Origin of the sequence: Erwinia magellanica, from assembly GCF_039023495.1 — a bacterium.
Classification (GTDB): domain Bacteria; phylum Pseudomonadota; class Gammaproteobacteria; order Enterobacterales; family Enterobacteriaceae; genus Erwinia.
On the sequence record NZ_JBCHVC010000002.1, the window covers coordinates 386,288 to 408,689 of the forward strand.

General features: G+C 52.5%; 22 protein-coding genes and 2 pseudogenes. 14 read left to right on the forward strand and 10 right to left on the reverse strand.

What is annotated here, in order from left to right:
* Positions 1 to 14: 14 nt before the first annotated feature.
* Positions 15 to 683, forward strand: coding sequence for an iron efflux ABC transporter ATP-binding subunit FetA (gene fetA / locus AAH450_RS09040; RefSeq protein ID WP_342909932.1), 669 nt, complete (start codon positions 15 to 17; stop codon positions 681 to 683).
* The gene (gene fetB / locus AAH450_RS09045) at positions 670 to 1,428 is read left to right on the forward strand and encodes an iron efflux ABC transporter permease subunit FetB (protein ID WP_342909933.1); all 759 of its coding nucleotides are present in this window, start codon (positions 670 to 672) and stop codon (positions 1,426 to 1,428) included. Before fetA ends, fetB begins: the two co-directional genes overlap by 14 nt.
* Positions 1,429 to 1,472: 44 nt before the next feature.
* On the opposite strand, the gene AAH450_RS09050 is transcribed toward fetB, so the two are convergent.
* The gene (locus AAH450_RS09050; RefSeq protein ID WP_463322718.1) at positions 1,473 to 2,813 is read right to left on the reverse strand and encodes a carbohydrate porin; all 1,341 of its coding nucleotides are present in this window, start codon (positions 2,811 to 2,813) and stop codon (positions 1,473 to 1,475) included.
* A gap of 512 nt (positions 2,814 to 3,325) precedes the next feature.
* On the opposite strand from AAH450_RS09050, the pseudogene AAH450_RS09055 reads away from it, so the two are divergent.
* From AAH450_RS09055 to AAH450_RS09080, 6 genes and pseudogenes are all read left to right on the forward strand, one after another.
* A pseudogene (locus tag AAH450_RS09055) lies at positions 3,326 to 4,023 on the forward strand (IS6 family transposase); the annotation flags it as partial.
* A gap of 497 nt (positions 4,024 to 4,520) precedes the next feature.
* Complete coding sequence (frlA, locus tag AAH450_RS09060) at positions 4,521 to 5,858, forward strand: fructoselysine/psicoselysine transporter FrlA (RefSeq protein WP_342909934.1); 1,338 nt, start codon at positions 4,521 to 4,523, stop codon at positions 5,856 to 5,858.
* 21 nt (positions 5,859 to 5,879) lie between these two features.
* Positions 5,880 to 6,902 carry a fructoselysine 6-phosphate deglycase gene (frlB, locus tag AAH450_RS09065; protein WP_342909935.1) on the forward strand — a complete coding sequence of 341 codons (1,023 nt, stop codon included), beginning with the start codon at positions 5,880 to 5,882 and terminating at the stop codon, positions 6,900 to 6,902.
* Between the two features lie 52 nt (positions 6,903 to 6,954).
* On the forward strand, positions 6,955 to 7,785 hold the full coding sequence (gene frlC, locus AAH450_RS09070) for a fructoselysine 3-epimerase (RefSeq protein WP_342909936.1): 831 nt from the start codon (positions 6,955 to 6,957) through the stop codon (positions 7,783 to 7,785).
* Positions 7,782 to 8,567 (forward strand): fructoselysine 6-kinase, encoded by a 786-nt coding sequence (gene frlD / locus AAH450_RS09075; protein ID WP_342909937.1) that lies wholly within the window; start codon positions 7,782 to 7,784, stop codon positions 8,565 to 8,567. The genes frlC and frlD overlap by 4 nt, the downstream gene beginning before the upstream one ends.
* 107 nt (positions 8,568 to 8,674) lie before the next feature.
* Positions 8,675 to 9,409 (forward strand): GntR family transcriptional regulator, encoded by a 735-nt coding sequence (locus tag AAH450_RS09080; RefSeq protein ID WP_342909938.1) that lies wholly within the window; start codon positions 8,675 to 8,677, stop codon positions 9,407 to 9,409.
* A gap of 334 nt (positions 9,410 to 9,743) precedes the next feature.
* On the opposite strand, the gene AAH450_RS09085 is transcribed toward AAH450_RS09080, so the two are convergent.
* Positions 9,744 to 10,490 carry an SDR family NAD(P)-dependent oxidoreductase gene (locus AAH450_RS09085; protein ID WP_342909939.1) on the reverse strand — a complete coding sequence of 249 codons (747 nt, stop codon included), beginning with the start codon at positions 10,488 to 10,490 and terminating at the stop codon, positions 9,744 to 9,746.
* Between the two features lie 137 nt (positions 10,491 to 10,627).
* On the opposite strand from AAH450_RS09085, the gene AAH450_RS09090 reads away from it, so the two are divergent.
* Together AAH450_RS09090 and AAH450_RS09095 are read left to right on the forward strand one after the other, a co-directional pair.
* The gene (locus AAH450_RS09090) at positions 10,628 to 11,227 is read left to right on the forward strand and encodes a TetR/AcrR family transcriptional regulator (RefSeq protein ID WP_342909940.1); all 600 of its coding nucleotides are present in this window, start codon (positions 10,628 to 10,630) and stop codon (positions 11,225 to 11,227) included.
* A 16-nt stretch (positions 11,228 to 11,243) separates the two neighbouring features.
* Positions 11,244 to 11,636 (forward strand): VOC family protein, encoded by a 393-nt coding sequence (locus tag AAH450_RS09095; protein ID WP_342909941.1) that lies wholly within the window; start codon positions 11,244 to 11,246, stop codon positions 11,634 to 11,636.
* A 139-nt stretch (positions 11,637 to 11,775) separates the two neighbouring features.
* Here the strand turns inward: AAH450_RS09095 and AAH450_RS09100 are convergent, their stop codons facing one another.
* Positions 11,776 to 12,726 (reverse strand): AraC family transcriptional regulator, encoded by a 951-nt coding sequence (locus tag AAH450_RS09100; protein ID WP_342910375.1) that lies wholly within the window; start codon positions 12,724 to 12,726, stop codon positions 11,776 to 11,778.
* Positions 12,727 to 12,822: 96 nt separating this feature from the next.
* Between AAH450_RS09100 and AAH450_RS09105 the strand changes: the two genes are divergently transcribed.
* The 4 genes from AAH450_RS09105 (at position 12,823) to AAH450_RS09120 (ending at position 15,759) form a co-directional block, all read left to right on the forward strand.
* Positions 12,823 to 13,566 carry an SDR family NAD(P)-dependent oxidoreductase gene (locus AAH450_RS09105; protein ID WP_342909942.1) on the forward strand — a complete coding sequence of 248 codons (744 nt, stop codon included), beginning with the start codon at positions 12,823 to 12,825 and terminating at the stop codon, positions 13,564 to 13,566.
* Positions 13,567 to 13,583: 17 nt separating this feature from the next.
* Positions 13,584 to 13,988: a VOC family protein gene (locus AAH450_RS09110; RefSeq protein ID WP_342909943.1), complete on the forward strand. Its 405-nt coding sequence runs from the start codon at positions 13,584 to 13,586 to the stop codon at positions 13,986 to 13,988.
* Positions 13,985 to 14,968: a saccharopine dehydrogenase family protein gene (locus AAH450_RS09115; RefSeq protein WP_342909944.1), complete on the forward strand. Its 984-nt coding sequence runs from the start codon at positions 13,985 to 13,987 to the stop codon at positions 14,966 to 14,968. Before AAH450_RS09110 ends, AAH450_RS09115 begins: the two co-directional genes overlap by 4 nt.
* A 92-nt stretch (positions 14,969 to 15,060) precedes the next feature.
* Positions 15,061 to 15,759: an EamA family transporter gene (locus tag AAH450_RS09120; RefSeq protein WP_342909945.1), complete on the forward strand. Its 699-nt coding sequence runs from the start codon at positions 15,061 to 15,063 to the stop codon at positions 15,757 to 15,759.
* A gap of 78 nt (positions 15,760 to 15,837) precedes the next feature.
* On the opposite strand, the gene AAH450_RS09125 is transcribed toward AAH450_RS09120, so the two are convergent.
* The 7 genes and pseudogenes from AAH450_RS09125 to AAH450_RS09155 form a co-directional block, all read right to left on the reverse strand.
* The gene (locus AAH450_RS09125) at positions 15,838 to 16,329 is read right to left on the reverse strand and encodes a nuclear transport factor 2 family protein (RefSeq protein ID WP_342909946.1); all 492 of its coding nucleotides are present in this window, start codon (positions 16,327 to 16,329) and stop codon (positions 15,838 to 15,840) included.
* A gap of 208 nt (positions 16,330 to 16,537) precedes the next feature.
* Positions 16,538 to 17,284: an SDR family NAD(P)-dependent oxidoreductase gene (locus AAH450_RS09130; protein ID WP_342909947.1), complete on the reverse strand. Its 747-nt coding sequence runs from the start codon at positions 17,282 to 17,284 to the stop codon at positions 16,538 to 16,540.
* A 259-nt stretch (positions 17,285 to 17,543) separates the two neighbouring features.
* Positions 17,544 to 18,703, reverse strand: a pseudogene (locus tag AAH450_RS09135) (IS30 family transposase).
* Between the two features lie 446 nt (positions 18,704 to 19,149).
* Complete coding sequence (locus tag AAH450_RS09140; protein WP_318790056.1) at positions 19,150 to 19,404, reverse strand: CsbD family protein; 255 nt, start codon at positions 19,402 to 19,404, stop codon at positions 19,150 to 19,152.
* 157 nt (positions 19,405 to 19,561) lie between these two features.
* Positions 19,562 to 19,720, reverse strand: a complete 159-nt coding sequence (locus AAH450_RS09145) for a DUF2474 domain-containing protein (RefSeq protein ID WP_318790057.1) — start codon at positions 19,718 to 19,720, stop codon at positions 19,562 to 19,564.
* A gap of 51 nt (positions 19,721 to 19,771) precedes the next feature.
* Positions 19,772 to 20,779, reverse strand: a complete 1,008-nt coding sequence (gene cydB / locus AAH450_RS09150) for a cytochrome d ubiquinol oxidase subunit II (RefSeq protein ID WP_342909948.1) — start codon at positions 20,777 to 20,779, stop codon at positions 19,772 to 19,774.
* A 1-nt stretch (position 20,780) separates the two neighbouring features.
* Positions 20,781 to 22,205 carry a cytochrome ubiquinol oxidase subunit I gene (locus AAH450_RS09155; protein ID WP_342909949.1) on the reverse strand — a complete coding sequence of 475 codons (1,425 nt, stop codon included), beginning with the start codon at positions 22,203 to 22,205 and terminating at the stop codon, positions 20,781 to 20,783.
* Positions 22,206 to 22,402: the final 197 nt, after the last annotated feature.

Sequence of the window (22,402 nt, forward strand, 5' to 3'; positions counted from 1 at the left end):
AGGTTGACTGACTTATGTCGCAAACTTCTCCCCTGCTGGATGTGCAGGATATTGGCTACGCTCAGGATGGCACGACGCTGCTGGCCCCCGTTTCACTGCGCCTCAGTCAGGGAGAGTTTCTCCTGCTGACCGGCCCTTCCGGCAGCGGTAAAAGCACATTGCTGAAAATCATCGCCTCACTACTTGAACCCTCTCAGGGCGAGATCCGCTTCGCAGGGCGGCCTGTTAGCGAACTGAAGCCGGAACACTATCGTCAGCAGGTCTCTTACTGTTTTCAGACTCCCGCGCTGTTTGGCGAGACGGTATATGACAATCTGGCGCTGCCGTGGCACATCCGGCAGAAAAAATCTGACAGGGCTGTGCTCAGCAGGTGGCTCACAAGCGTGAATCTGCCCGAAGAGATGCTGGATAAAAAGTGCGAGCAGCTCTCTGGCGGTGAGAAACAGCGTGTCGCTCTGCTGCGGAATCTGCAATTTTTGCCGCAGGTGCTGCTGCTGGATGAGATCACCAGCGCGCTGGATAAAGAAAACAAACGGACGATTAATCAGCTGATCCACGGACTGGTAAAGGAGAAAGGGGTGGCGGTGATCTGGATCACTCATGATGCAGCGGAAACAGAGCAGGCACACCGGGTAATGACATTAACGCCACCTTCAGGGAAGAGAAACGATGAGCCAGCATAATATAACCAACGAGTCGCTGGCACTGGCGCTGGTTCTGGTGCTGATTGCCCTGCTGGTCAGCAAGCGAGAGAAGCTCGGGCTGGAGAAGGATATCGTCTGGAGCGTTGGCCGCGCCATCGTTCAGCTGATTATCGTTGGCTATCTGCTCAAGTACATTTTCGAGGTGAACAACGCGATACTGACGGTAGTGATGGTGCTCTTTATCTGCGTGAATGCTGCGCTTAACGCCCGCAAGCGCAGCCGTAATATCGGCAACGCTTTTGTGCTGTCGTTTATCGCCATTACCACCAGCACCACGCTGACGCTGCTGGTTTTGGTGCTGAGCGGGTCAATTGAGTTTATGCCGATGCAGGTTATCCCTGTTTCAGGGATGATCGCCGGCAATGCGATGGTGGCGGTGGGGCTTTGCTACAGCAATCTTAATCAGCGTTTTGCCGATAACCGGCAGAAAATCCAGGAGATGCTGAGCCTGGGCGCCTCAGTGAAAGTTGCTTCAGGTAAGCTTATTCGCGACAGCATTCGCGCCGCAATGATCCCAACGGTGGATGCCGCCAAAACGGTGGGGCTGGTGAGTTTACCGGGCATGATGTCGGGGCTGATATTTGCCGGTATCGATCCGGTAAAAGCGATTAAGTATCAGATTATGGTGACGTTTATGCTGCTGGGCACCGCCAGTCTCTCGACGATTATCGCCGGTTATCTGGCATACCGCCGCTTCTTTACCTCGCGGGCGCAGCTGCGTTAAACGTAAAAGAGAGGCGGATCGGACGATCCGCCTGTGGGGCCAAATCAGAAGTTGATATTGGCGCTGATGCCGCCGACAAAGGCATCTTTTACTTCGCTGACCGCACCTGGTGAAGTGACATATTGCAGGTTTGGACGCAGTTTCAGCCAGTTGGTGACCTGAGCGTTGTAGTAGATCTCATAGTTATATTCAGATCCGCTCTGTATCGGCAGGTAGGTAGGGTTGTCGTAATCGTTTACCCCATTTTCCCGGTTGGTTTCGCGCAGCATATTGCCATAGTCATCGTTGACGTGAATACGGGCGGCGCCAATGCCGATCTCATCTTTCGGACGCGCGTCAAACGGCCCCTTCCAGACAAACGCTACCGACTGGTAGTTGTCGGTTTTCGAGGTTTTATGGTCGTTCATAACGGCCTGAACATTAATGCCCAGCCCTCGATTGTTGTCGCCATCCATCGCCGTCAGCTGTTGTTGCAGCAGTAAATATCCGCCGTAAGCGTGGTTCTCCTCGCCATATTCTCCGTTGCTGTAGGAGCTGTAGTTGTCGCCTTTCACCGAAGAGTAATACATGCCGATGCGATAGTTACCCGGCAGCTTGTCAGCACCCAGGAAAGGCCGCCAGCCTAATTCGACCGGCACCATATTGCCAAGCGTCGGGCTGGTATCCAGACGGAAACCGTTGGCGGTGTCGTAGTTTGACGCTGTCTGGTTGTAGAAGCCCACCTGGAAGAAAAGCTCTGGCGTGAAGTTAAACTTCACGCGGCCACCCCACTGGGAGACTGGCCAGTTGAACCAGCGGTCGCCGCGCCAGTTCCCTGCCTGACCACTGCCAAACGCCAGGTTCTGGAAATTACTGTCGAAGGTATCAAAATCCTCACCCACGGTGACGCGTCCGGCCTTCACTTCTACAGCGTTATCAAAGAAGCCTTTATTCAACCAGAACTGCGTCAGACGCCAGGTTTGCCCGCGCCCCCACACTTCCTGTACTGAGGAGAGGCCACCTGAACGGGGATCGTTAATCTGATCCGTCAGGTTCTGACCATTACGGCTGGTGATGGTGGCCTGGAACTGGGTGTCTTTCCAGTTCAGCAGCTTGTCCAGATCCAGCGTGGTGCCAAAGCCCCACTGATCAGTGTAACGGGCCGTGGTCGAGTCCCGGTAACCGCCGGAGAAATTACTGGCGGATTCCATGGTGTAGTTCACCTGGAATTCTACGCCGTCCTCTTTGAGCTGGCTGCGGTAACCTTCCCAGTCACCAAATGCATAGGGGGAATCCAGGCTTAGCGGCGTAAAATCTGCCAGCGCAGAGCCGGATGCCAGCATCAGTCCAAAACCACAGAACGCCACCGATCTTTTTAACGTGGTTTGCGGGAGCTTGCTTTTCATGGTGAAACACCTTCTTTTTATAGGGATAACACTGTCCTTCATAACGTCGGGCAGGGAACGTTACGGCCTTGCTGCTTTTTAAGCATTTTCTCCTGCTCAGGGCATCTGTGTAGGGGGGAAGTGCTGACATAAGCCTGAACCTGCGGCCTTAACAGCGCGAATAAGAGCATTAAACAGCGGTTTAGTTGTTTTAATTAGTGCTGAAATGATTAGCAAGGTATCGAATAAATGCAAAAATTCTACGTAGATCACACTTTATTGGAAACAGGCGGGAGCAGAGCGGGGGAACGGCTTTCTAAAAAAGAGGTTTGCGGAAAAGCAGGCATAAAAAAAGCCGAAAATTAATAACCCCAGTAGCCCTGAAGGAATTGTTTTGCGGGGTTATTGTTAATTGATCGGACATAACAGGGCAAGAGGATGGACAGCAGGACGCTAATGGCAGAAATCACGGCACTGTTGCAAAGATCTGGCGATGGTAAATTGATGCCACTGTTTAGTTGAAGGAGCAGCACATGAACCCATTTAAAGGCCGACATATTCAGCGAGACATCATCCTCTGGGCAGTACGCTGATACTGCAAATATGGCATCGGCTATCGTGAACTCCAGGAGATGCTGGAGGAGCGAGGGGTAAATGTCGATCACACCACCATTTATCGCTGAGTTCAGCGATATGCACCGGAAAAGGAAAAACCACTGCGCTGATACTGGCGTCAGCCTTCCGGATTTGGCTCATGGCATCTCGATGAAACCAAAGTGAAGGTCAAGGGACGCTGGGCTTACCTGTACCGGGCTGTTGACAGCAAAGGCCGCACCATCGATTTTTATCTCTCTTCACGTCGTAACAGCAAAGCTGCATATCGTTTCCTCGGGAAGATTTTAAATAACGTGAAAGGCTGGCAGGTCCCGCGCCTCATCAACACAGATAAGGCTCTCCCTTATGGCCGTGCGCTGGCGTTATTAAAAGGGGAGGGCCGGTGTCTGCCCGGTATTGAACACCGACAGATAAAATACCTGAATAACGTCACTGAATGCGATCATGGCAAGCTGAAAGGATAATCAACGCCATGCTGGGATTTAAATCCATGAAGACGGCATACGTCACAATCAAAGGGATTGAAGTGATGTGCGCGCTACGGAAAGGTCAGGCCGAATCATCTTATTTTGGGCATCCCCTGGGCGAGGTGCGTCTGGTGAGCAGGGTCTTTGAAAGACAGGACCTTTCAATAACACGAAAGGCTAACTCATCACTAACTTTGCAAAAGTACCGGGGGCAGAATGATGCCCGGAACATTGAGAAAGCATGTTTACGCCGCCAGCGCGGTGGCGCAGAACTGCATCAGGTGGCGCACAAATTACGCTGGTTTTAATTATCTCGGGCAGGCTGTGAGCCTGCCCGCTCCTGCTGCCCTCCCGAAATTTTCCTTGCTGGCCGTTGTCATCCTCAAGTGCGCCAGATATTTTAAATCATTTATTTTCAATAACTTAAGCCATTAACTCGTAACAGCCTGCTCACAAATGGCGATTTTGTGATCTACCTCGCCAATACAATTCATCATATGTTGTTATATTCATTATGAGTCATCTCATGATGAAGTCATCAAGGCGAAACCCCACGATCTCCCCTCAGGATCGTGCGGCGACCTAATGCCTTCATTCAGGGGTACTGAAACCTACAACTCCATTTGATAATTAAAAAGGTAACGATATGGAAGGTCAGGAACTCCAACGCAAGCTCGGCTTTTGGGCCGTGCTGGCCATATCCATCGGAACGACCGTCGGTTCCGGTATTTTCGTTTCAGTTGGTGAAGTAGCAAAAGCGGCAGGCTCTCCGTGGCTCACGGTGCTTGCTTTCGTAATTGGCGGGCTGATTGTTATCCCGCAGATGTGCGTGTATGCGGAGCTGTCCACCGCGTATCCCGAAAACGGTGCGGACTATGTGTATCTGAAAAACGCTGGTAGCCGTCCGCTGGCGTTTCTCTCCGGCTGGGCCAGCTTCTGGGCAAACGACGCGCCGTCACTCTCTATTATGGCGCTGGCGATTGTCAGTAATCTGGCCTTCCTGGTGCCGATCGATCCGTTTGCCGGGAAGTTCGTCGCCACCGGTCTGATTCTGGCATTTATGCTGCTGCACCTGCGTTCGGTTGAAGGCGGCGCAACCTTCCAGACGCTGATCACCATCGCCAAAATCATTCCGTTTGCCATTGTGATTGGCATCGGCGTGTTCTGGTTGAAAGGCGATAACTTTAGCGCGCCGGCGACCGCCACCACCAGCGCGGCGGCAGGGATTATGGCACTGCTGGCCGGGGTTTCCGCCACCAGCTGGTCCTACACCGGTATGGCATCTATTTGCTATATGACCGGAGAAATCAAAAACCCCGGCAAAACCATGCCACGTGCGCTGATCGGCTCCTGTTTACTGGTGTTGGTGCTCTATTCGTTGCTGGCGCTGGTGATCACCGGGCTGATGCCGTTCGACAAGCTCGCCGCCTCGGGAACGCCAATTTCCGACGCGCTCACTTATATTCCGGCGCTCGGCAGCGTGGCGGGCATCTTTGTCGCCATCACCGCCATCATCGTGATCCTCGGCTCGCTTTCCAGCTGCGTGATGTACCAGCCGCGCCTCGAGTACGCGATGGCGAAAGATAACCTGTTTTTCAAAAGCTTCGGGCACGTTCATCCGAAATACAACACGCCGGATGTCTCCATTATCCTACAGTGCGCCCTCGGCATCTTCTTTATCTTTGTCTCTGACCTGACCAGCCTGTTGGGCTACTTCACGCTGGTGATGTGCTTCAAAAACACCCTGACCTTCGGCTCGATTATCTGGTGTCGCAAGCGAGAAGACTATAAACCGCTGTGGCGCACCCCGGCGTTCGGCTTGATGACTTTTGCCGCTATCGCCTCGAGCTTGATTCTTGTGGCCTCCACCTTCGTATGGGCGCCAATCCCAGGGCTGATCTGCGCCCTGATTGTTATCGCCACCGGCCTGCCCGCTTACGCCTTCTGGGAAAAGCGCAATCGCCGTCTGGCTCATATTTCTTAACCCTGTCTGGAGAGTTGTTGCATGTTGAATATTGATAAAAACACGGTGGATTTCCTGGTAACCGAAAACATGGTCAAGGAAGTGGAGAAGGTTCTCGATAAAGACGTTCCCCGCGTGCATGCCATTGTTGATAAAATGATCGGACGTGGAGTGGATCGCATTTACTTTGTCGCCTGCGGTTCCCCGCTTAATGCGGCGCAGACGGCAAAACATCTGGCGGATCGTTTCTCCAGCCTTCAGGTTTACGCGCTTTCCGGCTGGGAGTTCTGCGATAACACCCCGCACCGCCTGGATTCGCGCTGCGCGGTGATAGGCGTCTCTGATTACGGCAAGACCGAAGAAGTGATTAAGGCACTGGAACTGGGCGCGGCTTGCGGCGCGCTGACCGCCGCCTTTACCAAACACCCGGACAGTCCTGTTACTCAGGCCGCCGAACATGTGGTGGCGTATGAAGCCGACTGCATCTGGGAAATTCATCTGCTGCTGTGCTACAGCGTGGTGCTGGAGATGATTACCCGCCTCGCGCCGCATACCGAAATCGGCAAAATCAAAAACGATCTGCACAAACTTCCGCAGGCGCTCGGGCATCTGGTGCGCATCTGGGAAGACAAAGGGCGTCAGCTTGGCGAGCAGGCCTCGCAGTGGCCGATGATCTATACCGTTTCCGCTGGTCCGCTGCGTCCGCTGGGTTACAAAGAGGGGATTGTCACGCTGATGGAGTTCACCTGGACCCACGGCTCGGTGATTGAGAGCGGCGAATTCCGCCACGGCCCGCTGGAAATCGTTGAGCCGGGCGTGCCGTTCCTGTTCCTGCTTGGTAACGACGAAAGCCGTCACACCACCGAGCGCGCCATCCGTTTCGTGCGCGAGCGTACCGATAACGTCATCGTGATCGACTATGCCGAGATCTCTCAGGGGCTGCACCCGTGGCTCGCGCCCTTTTTGATGTTCGTACCGATGGAATGGCTCTGCTACTACCTCTCCATTTACAAAGACCACAACCCGGACGATCGCCGTTACTACGGCGGTATTGTCGAGTATTAATTCCCTCACCCGGCCTCCATGCAGGCCGGGCATCACAGCAAGGAGCAGACAGATGAAAACGGGTATGTTTACCTGTGGGCATCAGCGTTTACCGCTGGAACACGCATTTCGCGACGCGCATGAATTAGGGTATGACGGGCTGGAACTGTGGGGTGGTCGTCCCCACGCTTATGCACCGGACCTCAACGCGGGCGGCATTAAGCACGTTAAAGAGCTGGCGCGGGTGTATCAGATGCCGATTATCGGCTACACGCCAGAAACCAACGGTTATCCGTACAATATGATGCTTGGCGATGAGCGGATGCGCCGAGAAAGCCTGGATATGATCAAGCTCGGTATGGATATGGCTAAAGAGATGGATGCCGGTTTCACGCTGATTTCCGCCGCCCATGCCGGCTATCACACACCGCCCGACGCCATCTGGCAGCGGCTGGCGGATAATCTGCGCGAACTCTGCGCTCACGCAGAAAACATAGGCATGGATCTGTTGCTGGAGCCGCTGACGCCTTATGAGTCCAACGTGGTATGCAACGCCAACGATGTGCTTCGTGCGCTGGCGCTGGTGCCCTCGCCGCGCCTGTTCAGCATGATTGATATCTGCGCCCCGTTTGTTCAGAGCGAGCCGGTAATGAGCTATTTCGATAAACTTGGCAACAAGCTGCACCATCTGCATATTGTCGACAGCGACGGTGTCAGCGACAGCCACTATATTCCGGGCGAAGGCAAAATGCCGCTACGCGAGTTAATGCGCGATATTATCGACAGCGGGTATAACGGCTATTGCACTATTGAGTTGGTGACGATGTATATGAATGAACCGCGGCTTTACGCTCGCCAGGCGCTGGCGCGTTTTCGCGAGCTGTTGTCACAGGAGGCGCAATGAAACGGCTGGCAACGGTAGGCGATAACTGCGTGGATATTTATCCACAGTTGGGCAAAGCGTTTTCCGGCGGCAACGCCGTTAACGTGGCGGTCTACAGCACACGTTACGGGATGCAGCCCGCCTGCGTCAGTTGGGTAGGTGAAGACGATTACGGTGCCATGTTGCGCCGCGACCTGGCGCAGCACGGCGTGGATATTTCCCACCTGCGAATGATGCCCGGTGTAACCGCGCAAACCCAAGTGGAACTGCGCAATAACGATCGCATTCTCGGTAACTATACCGAAGGCGTGATGGCGGATTTCAGCGTCGGTGAGCAGGAACTTGCGTGGCTAATGGAGTTCGACATTATTCACTCCGCCATTTGGGGCCATGCGGAGTCCGCTTTTCCTGCACTGAAGGCGGCGGGCAAAATCCTGTCGTTTGATTTTGCCGATAAATGGGAAAGTCCGCTGTGGCACACGCTGCCGGAACATCTTGATTATGTTTTTGCCTCGGCAAATCAAGATAATCCGTGGCTGCGCGACCGGCTGCAAACCGTGGTTCAATGTGGCGCGGGGGTGGCGATCGCCACGCTTGGTGAAAACGGCAGCCTGGCGTGGGACGGCACGCAGTTCTGGCTGATGCCGCCGCAGCGCGTCGAAGTGGTGGATACCATGGGAGCCGGGGATTCATACATCGCCGGGTTACTGTGCGCTATCGCTAACGGCTTGCCGCTGCCGGACGCCATGAAACAGGGTACCAGGTGCGCCGAATTCACCATTGGCTATCATGGTGCCTGGTGAGGGTTGGCGTTGGCGTTGGCGTGACATTACACACGCCAACGCCTGTTACTCATCCAAAAACGCTCATATAATCAACCCTACTCCTCTTACAACTTCAGGGTCGATTCATGCCAGCTACGGAGCGCTACTCACATCAACTCCTTTACGCCACCGTGCGCCAACGCCTGCTTGATGATATCGCGCAGGGGGTTTACCGGGCTGGTCAACAGATCCCGACAGAAAGCGAGTTATGCACGCTCTATAACGTCAGCCGTATCACCATTCGCAAAGCGATCAGCGATCTGGTCAACGACGGCGTGCTGCAACGCTGGCAGGGGAAAGGCACGTTTGTGCAAAGTAAAAAGGTTGAAAACGCGCTGCTGACGGTAAGCGGCTTCACCGACTTCGGCGTTTCCCAGGGTAAGCCGACCCGGGAAGAGGTCATCGAACAGGAGCGCATCAACGCCGATTCTTTCTGTGAAAGGCTGAATATCCCCGGCGGCAGCGAGATTTTTCGACTGATGCGGGTCATGTACCTCGACGATGAGCCACTGTTTATCGACAGCTCCTGGATCCCGCTTTCCCGCTACCCGGCATTTGACGAAATTTATACCGCAGGCGCATCCACCTATAAGCTGTTCCAGGAAAAATTCGACACCCGCGTGGTGAGCGATAAAAAGACCATAGATATCTTTATGGCCACCAAAGCCGAGGCCCAGAGGCTGAAGTGTGAACTGGGCGAGCCGCTGTTCCGCATCAGCAAAATCGCTTTCGATCAGAACGCAAAACCGGTGCACTATTCCGAACTGTTCTGCCGCGCCAACCGCGTTAGCCTGACTATCGATAATCAGCGCCAGAAATAAAAAAGAGGGCCGAAGCCCTCTTAACGTTTTTCGCAGCCAGACTTACGCGCAAGCCACTGAGAACAGCCCGCAAGGGAGGTTGTGATGATTTCTTGCTCTGAGAATATCAGCGTCTGGCACAAAGTGGACGGATACGAGTGCAATGTCCGCTATGAGCTGTGAGTTCAACCGATGGATGCAACACACTGGTTAAATCGTTCTGTGAATGACTCATAGCGGACAGTAAACGACCAGTACCGATCGGCTTGGTGCCAGAAGCGGACATCTGCACTCGGGGCTAACACAAACGGTGAGCCAAAGTACTTTTGTGTTAAACCAACGCATCCACCATCTGTCAGGTCTGAGAGGCGCCCCCGTCAGCGAACAGCTCTACACCATTCACATAGCTTGAGGCATCACTGGCCAGGAAAGAAACAACAGAGGCTATTTCTTCCGGCTCTCCGATACGTCCTAACGGACTTTTAGCGGTGAGGAAGGCGATTCCCTCTTTGGCATTATCGCCAAATGCGGCTCTGAGCGACGCTGTATTCACAGGACCCGGGCTGACAATGTTTATGCGTATACCCGATCCGTGCAGCTCTGCAATCCAGCTTCTCACCATGTTTCTGACTGCAGCTTTGGTCGCACCATAAATACTCATGGTGGGTCCCGGGTCTGTTGACGCCGTTGAACCAATGATAACCACGCTTGAGCCCTTCCCAAGCAGGGGCAAAGCCTGCTGAACAGTCAGCACAACACCTTTTACATTTGTGGCAAACTGGTCGTGGATCTGTTTTTCAGTGATTTCACCAAGCGGAGCATGGACCCCACCGCCGGCATTAGCGACAAGAATATCAATGTGGCCGAATTCCGCTTTAACCTGTTCATAAAGCGCATCAAGACTAACCTTGCTGCTGACGTCAGCAACAATACCTTTTACATTTATCCCCAGCGCCTTTACCGCCTCCTGAAGGGTTTCTGCATTCCGGCCGGTGATAATGACATCTGCGCCTTCATCGCTCATACTTTTCGCTATAGCCAGACCAATGCCGCTTCCGCCACCAGTGATAACGGCGACCTTTCTCTTAAATAACTGATTCATAATTGCACCATGTGTTTTTTTGTAGTGGTCACTATATGAAAGCCTGAACAGGCTGTCACTAACTTATTATAGCGATCACTACAAAAAAGTTTTAAGATGGCAGTCAGAAACACTTCTGATGCAACGGAAAAAAACCTATGAGCGATACCGAAAAAACGATAAAAGCACCCCGGCGGGTATTTGACAGAGAGTCCGGCGTACAGACGGCTAAAGCGCTGTTTCATCAGCGTGGTTATGATGCTGTAGGTATCACAGAACTGACAAAGACGCTGAATATAAATCCTCCCAGCCTTTACGCCGCTTACGGTAGTAAAGCAGGGCTGTTTGAACGCTGCCTGGATCTGTATGTTGCAGAAGGAAACCTGCCGGCTGACAAAATTCTGACTCCGGGCAGGCCGCTGAATGAGGCGATTGCAGATCTTTTTATGACTGCTGCACGTTTATACGCCCGATCCCCAGTCCAGCGGGGCTGTCTTGTGGCTGAAGGTATGCGTGCCGATGATCCGCAGGCCCGGGAGCTGGCAAGTCGCTATGGTGAGGCAGGAATTCAGTTCATCAGAAATTATATCCGGCAGTATGAACCTGCACGGGACCGCGAGCTTTCTGATTATGTCGTGACAACGCTGCGGGGCTTTTCTGCAGCCGCAGTAACGGGACTGTCAAAAGCCAGGTTAACTGCCGTGGCTCAGCTCGCCGGACAGACATTCGGCGCTCTCCTGACGCCAAAAAATGTTTAACCAGGAGGTAAAAGTTATGTCTGTTATCGACCATGTTGAAATTGCTGTGAAAAATGCTCAGGCATCGCTCAAATTCTATGAAGCAGCCCTCGCTCCGCTGGGGTTCAGCCTGCTTATTTCTGTGCCTCCGGAACGTACTTTAACAGGTGGTGCCCGGTACGGGTTGGGCCCGGAGGGATACCCGAGGCTCTGGCTTCATGAAAAAGACCTGACAGGCGCTTCAACACATCTGGCTTTTGCTGCCAGTGAACGGGCCACAGTCGACGAATTCTGGCGTACCGCTGTACAGGCGGGCGGTAGAGACAATGGCGAGCCGGGAATTCGCAACCATTATCATTCACACTACTATGCGGCTTTCATCCTTGATCCTGACGGTAATAACATTGAGGTCGTCTGTCAAAACGCATAAGCAGGCAGACGACTGGCACTTTACGAAACTGAACCACGTCTGAGTTACAGCCTGCCGGGTATGCCTGGCTGCTATTCACTGAATAAAATATTGTGAGGTGAATTATTGCTTCGTTACGGCGGCAAAATTTACTGCCGCATTAAACATAATGATTCTGAGAGCTTTCTGCATCTTCAGCCTTATTCCGGAGGCTTGCAGCATCTTTTAAAGGCGAGCGGCCAAAGAAACGGGCGTACTCACGATTAAACTGGGGCACGCTGCGATAACCCACCTCCATGGCAACAGACGTGACGCTCTGCTGACGCGCCAGTAATTTGGTTCTGGCATGAAGAAGACGGACGCGCTTCTGATACTGGACCGGGCTCATGTTTGTCACGGACTTAAAATGGCGATGAAAGGCCGATACGCTCATAGCTTCCTGTCCGGCCAGCGATTCAACCAAAAACTCATCAGCAAAATTATGTCTTATCCAGCGAATAGCATTACCAATCCGCGCCAGCATAGTTCCCGGTGAAGCAATGTCTCTCAGCATCCAGCCGTGAGGACCTTTCAGAACATGATAAAGGATTTCACGTTCATACACCGGTGCAAGGGCGGCGATATCTTCAGGATTTTTCATCAGGCGAAGCATTCTCACCCAGGCATCCAGCAGTTCGGGCGTGACAGCAGCAACGGAAAAAGCACCCGACTGTGAATCAGCCTTCACGGGAGGTAAATCAGCCAGCAGTGTCGCAATCCTTTCCGGCGTCAGGGTCAGGCTGACCGCGAGATAAGGAGCGCCGGTGGTATCTGGATGGACTTCGCCTACGGCTGGCAGATCTACTGACATGACAAAGTAAGAAGCAGGATTGTAATTGAATACCCGGTCACCTACCGTCATGGATTTACTTCCACGCAGTATGAGATTAACCATCGGCTCATAGACCGCAGCTAGCGCATGTGCGGGAACGTCACCCTGCACCATTGCCACGCGGGGGATACCGGTTTCGGTTCGCCAGTTTCGGGCATGAGCAGCCAGAAGGCGCAGCTCGTCAAGCAGGGGTTCCAGTGTCAAAATCGGCCTCCTCAGTATGATGATCAAAGTGAGCATAAAGCAGAAAAAGGCAAGAATCGAGCAGGAACACAGAGGCTGACCGCTACGGGTTACTTTATCCTTTTTCATATCGCAGACAGAAAGGATGAAATCATGAAAATTGTACTGATAACCGGCGGCAGTGGCGGGATCGGCGCCAGCGTGGCGCAGCAGTGCGCGGCCAGAGGGATGGGGGTGATTGTGACTTACAACAGCCATCCTGAATCTGCCCTGAAGGTGGTGAAGGATATTGAAGCATCAGGCGGCCGTGCCGTTGCGCTGCATCTGGATGTGGCTCGCACCGAAACCTTCGGCACTTTCCGCGACGCCTTACTGGACACAGTCAGTGTCACCTGGGGGCATGAGCAGATTGACGTGCTGGTCAACAACGCGGGGTTTGGGCTCTTCAACCTGATTGAAACGGTGACGGAGAGTGAGTTCGACGGCCTTTTTGCCGTACACCTGAAGGGGCCGTTTTTCCTGACCCAAAAGCTGCTGCCTCTGATTTGTGATGGAGGACACATCATCAACGTTACCAGCGCCACTACGCGGGTAGCCACGGCAGGCGTGGCACCCTACGCCGCGTTTAAAGGGGGGCTTGAAGTACTGACCCGCTACATGGCCAAAGAGTTCGGGCCGCGACGTATCCGGGCAAATGCAGTTTCACCAGGCGCAATCCGTACGTTGCTTGGCGGAGGATTGAATGATGAATTTGAGGCTCTGCTCGCCTCACAGACCGCGCTGGAGCGCGTGGGCGAACCGGATGATGTGGGCCGGGTTATCGCAGGCCTGATCTCTGATGACAGCGCCTGGATTAACGCACAATCCATCGAGGTTGCCGGCGGCTACCAAATCTGAATCCTTCCGGAGGTTTTATGCTTGATCATCTTTTTTTAACGGTCAGCGATACAGACCGTTCTGTCCGTTTCTATACGGAAGCGCTTGCCCCTCTCGGCATCACGGTTCGTCATGATTATGACGGAAAAGAGGGGCCGCCCGGCCATCCGGATTTGAAAGGCTTCGGTGCTCAGGGCCGGATCTTTTTCTGGCTACGCGAAGGAACTGTTGCGCCAGCTGCTGTACATGTCGGGTTTATCGCGCGAAATCAGACAATGGTGAATGAAGCCTATGCTTCAGCCATGCGTGCCGGCGCGTCTGACAATGGTGCACCCGGTGCCCGGCTTCACTACGATCCCCGCTACTACGCCGCCGGCGTTTTCGACCCCGATGGCTACAGCCTTGAATTTGTCTATAAAGAATGGCAGCACCCCCAACCATGAAAACATTACTGATTTATGGCGCCACCGGTTACACGGGACGCATGACCGCCGCACAGGCTAAAAATGCCGGTCTGAATATTATTATTGCCGGCAGAAATACACAGCGGCTGGCCGCACTTGCCGATGAACTTGACGTCAGTATGCGGGTATTCGGCCTGGAGGACGCTGCTGAAACCGCGCTGCAGCTGGCAGGCGTCGGCGTTGTGCTGAACTGCGCCGGGCCGTTTGCCGCTACGGCAGAACCGCTGATGAAAGCCTGTATAGACCAGGGTATTCATTACCTTGATATCACAGCGGAAATTAACGTTTACCGGCTGGCTGAGTCACTGGGAGAAAGAGCGGCGCGGGCCGGGAGTATGCTACTGCCGGGCGTGGGCTGGGACGTGGTGCCAACCGACTGTCTGGCCGTTCGCCTTGCACGGCATGTACCGGAACCACGACGGTTGCGTATAGCATTACAGGTGGCCGGCACGATGTCCCGGGGGTCAGCCGTCAGCGCAGGCGAAATAATCGCAGCCGGCCTGCTGGAACGCGTTAACGGTATTCTGATGACAAAAGAGGATGCGCAGCCCGGCTGGTTTGATTTTGGTGAAGGCCCTGTTGCCTGTGCGCCGCTTTCCTTTGGCGATCTGGTGACGGCATGGCATTCAACCGGTATTCCGGATATTGAGATGTTTGTACATGTAACAGGGGATGCCTTTCCGCAGGGTGATTTGTCCCTGCTTCCTGAAGGGCCCGGGCAGGATGAACGCGATGCAAATCACGCACGCGCTGTTGCTGAGGTCACCGGGGCTGACGGGAGGGTCCACCGGGCTGTGATCGGGACGGTTAACGGATATTCCTATACGCCGCTTGCGGCCACAGAGGCTGCAAGGCGTGTCCTGAACGGTGACAGTTTCCCCGGTTTTCAGACGCCAGCGATCGTTTTTGGTAGTGAGTTTGCGCTGAGTATTCCGGGTACTTGGCTCCAGCTCTCCTGACTCTGTTAATATGCTGCACTGGTCAGCAATGAGCTGGCCGGTGCCCCGCATTACGTCACTGCTTTATTTTTGATACACGGTCGTGGGGAAATATGTCTGCACGCAAGGGCATCACGCTGTCATTACTGTCGTCAGTACTGTTTTCTGTACTCTGCTATTACAGTGCTTTTTTGTATCCGCTGAACGGATGGCAGATAGCCGGATGGCGTGCAGTAACCACTGCATTGTTGCTGGTGCTGGTTTTTCGAAGAAAGCTCAGGCCTTTCTGGCACTATTTATTGTCAGTGGTAAAAAGTATGCGGCTGCTCGCTGCAGCGTGTGTCTGCGCCATGCTTCCTGGCCTGCATCTTGTGGCTCTTATCGTTATGCTGGGATATCCGCCTTATTTTATTATCAAACGTCAGCTTAAAAATGATGCGCTCTTTAGCGTTATTGCAGAAAATTTATTGCTTGTGGTACCTGCAATTGCTGTTCTGGTTTATCAGGGAAGCGGAAATGAATGGTTACCGGCCGGGCCGGCCGGCGGATGGGGTACTCTCACAGGACTGGGATTACTGAGCAGTTCTGCATTACTCTGCTTTCTGCTTGCCAGCAGCATTCTCTCGTTTACGCTGTTTGGCATGCTGTCTTATGTCGAACCCTTATTGTTATTTCTGGTATCACTTTTTCTGCCAGGAGAAAAACTGACTCTGGCATCGCTGTTAACGTATGCCCCGATATGGCTCGCCGTACTGGCACTGATGGCTGAAGGATATAAAAAAGTGAAATCCACTGCACACCGCAGTGGATAATGAGCATCTTCACTCGCCGTCAGAAAGCCTGTATTGGCATTCTAATTGGTTCGTACGAGCGCGTTTTTTTCCTGTCAATTACGTCCCCTCAGTCTGCGAACTGTCGATGGGTATACCCACGTGAAACTGAAGTTCGCCCATCAGCCGGGGAACAACGTTGCGCGAAGTAAAACGCCACTGACCGTCATGTTTTTCAAAACTGTCGTAATACCGGCCTGTGCATATTGGCTGCAAGGGAAACCCGTCCAGTTCCTGATGTACGGTGAAATAGCTGACACAGGTGGCTGAATCACCGGAAGGTGAAACATCTGTCAGCACATTAGAAACGTTATGCCACGTCCGTGGCGTTCCGTCCTTATGGCGCTGAACGCCACGGTTAAAAAACCGCTCGACTTCTTCACTACCGTGAGCAGTATCACTGAGAACAATAAATTCAGCATGTTTAAACAACTCGGCATTCTCAGCAAATTTCCCGTCATCCAGGTTGTGGACGTAGGCAGCAAGTAACCGCTGAATTTTTAATTCATCGAAATAGCGTTGTTCATTTTCTGCGTGAACGGAATTAATCATAATTTGAACTCTTCAGGTCAGGGTTGAAAGGGAGCCACCACGTATAAAGCCGGCGAATCACGTTTAATAATGCCGCTGAAACTCAGCGCAACAGGTACACTCCCGGCAGGAAGCTCTGTGCCGGACCAAATAGTGGCAGCAGGACCGGTTCCCGTAAAAAGGAGGACTGTCATGCTGCTCAAAAACATTTCTTTTTCAGTAGCAACGGTCAGATCTGAGAGGCGCCGCCATCGGCAAAAATTTCCGCTCCGTTGATATAACCGGCATCGTCACTGGCGAGGAAGACAACAGCTTTTGCTATTTCGTCAGTCTGCCCGATGCGACCAATCGGACTACGGTCGCGCAAAGACTGCAGGATGGCGTCAACGGGTTCGGGAAGGAAATCGCGTAAGGATTGAGTGTCAACCGGTCCGGGGCTGAGAATATTAATGCGAACCCCGGCACCTTTTATATCCAGAATCCAGCTGCGTACCATTGCGCGTAAAGCGGCCTTGGTGCCACCATAAACACTGAGGCCCTGGCCTGGATTAATGGAGGCTGTTGAGCCTGTAATAACAATGCTGCTGCCTGGTTTCATAAGTGGTAATGCTTTCTGAACGGTAAACGTGATACCCCTTACGTTCGTTGTGAACTGACGATCGAACTTCTCCGGGGTAATCTGCCCGAGGGGCTCAAATTCGCCCATGCCGGCATTGGCTATCAGAATGTCGATACGACCAAACCGGGAATGGATTTGCTCATAAAAATCATCCAGTTCGGAGAGGCTGGATACATCTAACTTAAACTGACTCGCATCCGGTCCAAGAGTACTGAGTGCAGATTCAAGTTTATTCTTGTCCCGCCCGGTAATGATCACCGTTGCACCGAGTGCTGCTAATTCCTGTGCGATCCCAAGACCAATGCCAGATGATGCGCCGGTCACAACCGCAATTTTGTTCTGAAAAGAGTGAGTCACTGTGTATTCTCCTGATTGCTGTGGGTTAGATATATAGTGATCACTACAGGTAAAAGTAAAATATCACAAGTTAAAATTTAACCTATATTTAATAAAATCATTTATATCAACAAGATAAATCTATCGCTTGATGTTTATTATTTTAGTGGTTACTACATAAATTTATTCATTCTGCAAGATGAAACAAGAAAACAGGCTGGACTGCCCCCTAAATATTGTTACATCTCGGGCTAAACAACGTCTGCTCTTGGCTGTGAGTTCAACTGATGGATGCAACACATTGATTGAACCGCTCTGCGGGTAATTCATAGTCTAGTGTTTTTCTCGGTCTTTCGTTGAGCTGTCTGGCAACAGTGTTTAGCCTTTGCTGGCTGTGAACCGATAAATCGGTTCCTTTTGGAAAATACTGCCTGAGTAATCTGTTCGTATTTTCATTGGAGCCGCGTTGCCAGGGGGATTGAGGATCGCAGAAGTAAACCTGAATATCTGTGGCTACAGTAAACCGGGTGTGGCTGGTCATTTCAGCACCCCGGCCCCATGTTAATGTTTTATAAAGTTCAGCAGGTAATTCCCGGGCTTGTTTGATGAGTGCAGATATAACCGTTATGGTCTTGTTGTCCCTGACTTTGGCCAGCATAACAAAACGGGAATGACGTTCTACGAGGGTGACGATACAGGAGTTTTGAGAGCCCTGGATCAGGTCACCTTCCCAGTGCCCTGGTATAGCTCTGTCAGCAACTTCAGATGGCCTTTCGCTGATAGAAATCGTATCCGGGATTGACCCTAATCCTTTCCCTTTAAGCGATGATGTTCTGGATCTACGCACGACTCTTCCGCTTCTGAGGCATTGCTGCAGTTCTTTTTTAATGCACCCCGGGTTTGTATAAAAAGCGTTTTATATATCGTTTCATGTGACACATGCATTTCCTGATTATCCGGATAACAGCGTTTCAGCCAACCGGCGATTTGTTCCGGCGACCAGTCCTGATGCATCTTCTCTGCGATGATTTTACACAGTGTGGGTCTTTCAATTAGCTTGCAGGGTTTTGGTCTCAGAGCATTTTCCCACGCAGCAGTATCCGCTTTTGATGCACGGTATTGTTTTGCACCACCGTGCCTCTTGATCTCGCGGCTAATCGTTGAGGGGGCTCTCGATAGTTTGTTTGCGATCGCCCTGATGCTGATTTTTGCTACCAGCGCTCTGGATATTTCCTCTCTTTCATCAAGTGAAAGCGCTAACGGATGCCGCTTTCGGACAGGGGGCGGTATCCACCAGTCTGGTGGATAGTGGGCATAATAGAAGAATGATATCTGTCGAACATATCTGGCGATATCATGCAGGGAATCACCTTGCTTATACCTGTCCCAGATAATCGCTTTCTGTTCTGGTGTGAAGTTAATGCGCGTTCTTCGTTTCATGGCAACGTCCCCCTTGATTAAGGATAGCGTTGCATCGACCCGTTGAACTCACAGCGAAAAGCGGACGTTAAACTCACATGGATTTAATCAATTTGTCGGAATTACGCTGAAGATAAATGGTTCAGATTACATAAGCACTCAGATTTCAAGTGCAGCAAGGATGATGGCTTCCATTTTCTCCGCAGGGGAGATCGGTGCAAAACGCCTGAGTGGTTTACCGGACATATCGAATTATCCGTTGAGCCTGGGGATAAGGATCACAACCAAAAAAACAGCCCGATAGCTCTTTTTTGATAACCCCGATTTTTGGACTGATCTCCAATGTGTGGTCAATAAGTGGACACGGCAGGAGAGAAAATGCCTGTTTTCAAAAGATTGCAGGCATAAAAAAAGGCCGAAAATGTCGGCCTTTTCTGGAGGGGCAGCTTTAAGCCGCCCTGGGCTGATTAACGGCGACCAAAAATCTTCGCCGCCAGGAAGCCCACGCCAGCGGCAATCGCCAGCGAGACAAACGGCGCGTCCTGCGTTTTGGTTTTCACGCAATCCAGCGCATCATCCACCGCATAAGTCGCTTTTGCTGCGCCCTGGCGCACACGGCCTTTGAACTCATGCTCTGGAGAATCGACAGCTTTACCAAACTGCTCCTGACCTTTGCCCAGCGCTTCGTCTGCTTTATCGTTCGCTTTATCTAAAAGACTCATACTGTCTCCTTTGTGTTGGCATGATTCCTCATGGAAGAACTCTAAGCGTAGACCATCCGTGGCGTTATACCGCCCCGGTTATGTGACTATTTATGACGAACGTAAAGAAAAGGGCCGACAAGTGTCGGCCCTTTACGCATAACTGGCAGTCAGAATATCAGTGTGACTTCATGCCGGCAGCGGTCATCATAAAGCGGAACAGGGTCGCCACAACGCCCAGTGCCATGACGCTACAGGCATAGATAACAATCATCCACAGCAGGCGTTTCCACGCCGGGGATTTTGTCACTTGCTGAGTTTCGGTTGCAACTCTCATCGTTTCCTCCCAATAGCTGTTATCTCACGGCGTTTACACACCGCTGGTTAATCAATGGTAGCCTTCGTCCGGGTTAATTTTCCCGCGGAATACGTAATAGCTCCAGAAGGTATACGCCAGAATAAACGGAATAATCAGCAGGCCGCCAACCAGCATAAAGCCCTGACTCTGCGGCGGAGAAGCCGCCTGCCAGATAGTGATATGCGGTGGAATAATATTGGGCCAGATGCTGATGCCAAGACCGGTAAAGCCAAGGAAGACCAGCGCCAGCGTCAGCAGGAACGGCGAATAGTGCGCATGACGTTTCAGCGAGCGCATCAGCGCCCATGAGGCCAGAGCAACCAGTACCGGAACCGGAACAAACCAGAAGACGTTTGGCAGCGTGAACCAGCGCTTCATGATGTCCGCGTGTGCCAGTGGCGTCCAGATACTCACTATCACAATGATCGCCAACAGAACGAGCAGCAGCGGTTTGGTCAGCGCGGTCATTTTGCGGTGCAGTTCATTTTCAGTTTTCATGATAAGCCAGGTGCTGCCCAGCAGAGCATAGGCCACCACCAGACCCAGCCCGCAGAACAGCGAGAAGGGCGTCAGCCACAGCAGCTCAGGGCCGCTGTAGGCGCGGTTAGTGACTTCAAAACCGTTGATAAAGGTGCCCAGAACCACACCCTGGCTGAAGGTCGCCAGAATCGAGCCGGCAATAAAGGATTTATCCCAGAATGCGCGGTGCTCTTCCGTGGCTTTGAAGCGGAACTCAAACGCCACGCCACGGAAAATCAGGCCGATCAGCATGGCGGTCAGCGGCACGGACAGCGCGTCCAGAATCACCGCGTAGGCCAGCGGGAAGGCGCCATAAAGCGCCGCGCCGCCCAGCACCAGCCAGGTTTCGTTGCCATCCCAGACGGGGGCAACGGTATTCACCATCATATCGCGTTCGGTGGCATCTTTGTTGAACGGAAACAAGATGCCGATACCGAGGTCGAACCCATCCATCACGATATACATCAGGGTCGAAAAGACGATGATGGTAAACCAGATAATTGAAGTATCAATACCCACTTTATTTATCCTCTTCCGGCGTGGCTAACTTTTCTTTCACGGCAGACAGCGGACGTGCCTGGGTGTGTCTTGTCCCCGGACCGCCTTCGTCATCATGATTCCCTTCCCCTGGTTTTGGTCCTTTCTTAATCAGATTGATCAGATAGATATAACCCACCCCGAATACGGATGAATAAACCAGAATAAAGGCCAGCAGGCTGATGCTCATATGCATTTCGCCATGCGCCGAGACGGCATCTTTGGTACGCAGCAGGCCATAAACCACCCACGGCTGGCGACCAATTTCAGTTGTGAACCAGCCTGCCAGCAGCGCAATCAGACCGGACGGCCCCATCAGCAGCGCAAACCACAGGAACGGACGCGAAGTATAGAGGCGCTGGCGGAAACGCAGCCACAGGCTACAAACGCCCAGCAGGATCATCAGCATCCCCAGACCGGCCATTATGCGGAAGGACCAGAAGACGATGGTGGAGTTAGGGCGATCTTCTTTCGGGAAAGTCTTGAGCGCAGGAACCTGTTTGTCCAGGCTGTGGGTCAGGATCAGGCTGCCCAGATAGGGAATTTCCAGCGCATATTTGGTTCTTTCCTGCTCCATATCCGGCACGCCGAACAGGATCAGCGGCGTTGGCTCGTTTGGTGGGTTTTCCCAGTGGCCTTCAATCGCCGCAATTTTAGCAGGCTGGTGCTCAAGCGTATTCAGGCCATGCGCATCGCCCAGTACCGCCTGAATCGGTGCCACAATCAGCGCCATCCACATCGCCATAGAGAGCATTTTGCGGATAGCTGGCGTGTCATTTTTGCGCAGCAGGTGCCAGGCAGCAGAAGAGCCGACAAAGAAGGCACTGGCCAGGAAAGCGGCGGTAGACATATGCAGCAGGCGGAACGGGAAGGAAGGGTTAAAGATGATCTTAAACCAGTCAACCGGGATCACCATACCGTTCTGTATTTCAAAGCCCTGAGGCGTTTGCATCCAGCTGTTAGAAGCCAGGATCCAGAAGGTAGAGATAAGGGTTCCCAGGGCAACCATGCAGGTGGCGAAGAAGTGCAGGCCACGGCCTACGCGGTTCCAGCCAAACAGCATTACCCCCAAAAAGCCCGCTTCAAGGAAGAACGCGGTAAGCACTTCATAGGTCAGTAACGGACCGGTTATGCTTCCGGCAAACTGCGAGAAGCCGCTCCAGTTGGTACCGAACTGATACGCCATGACCAGGCCGGACACCACGCCCATCCCGAAGTTAACGGCGAAAATTTTCGACCAAAAATGATAGAGGTCGCGATAGTCCTCATTTTTGGTTTTCAGCCATAAACCTTCCAGCACCGCCAGGAAGCTGGCAAGCCCGATGGTAATAGCCGGGAACAGGATGTGGAAGGAGACGGTAAACGCGAACTGTATCCTTGCCAGGTGGAACGCATCTAATCCAAACATTGCTTACCTCGATCTAACATAAAAAAATTGCCTTTCTTTTTATTTACCAACTATTAACAACAGGGCTACATAAAGGCTTTATGAAGCTGCCGTTAAGCGGATATTTCATCGAAGGTTTGATCCTAAGACCAAATCAGGTGAAGGAGTAGCAACAGTAATCGGGAACACGCCTATAACAGCATAGATCTTTGCGATGA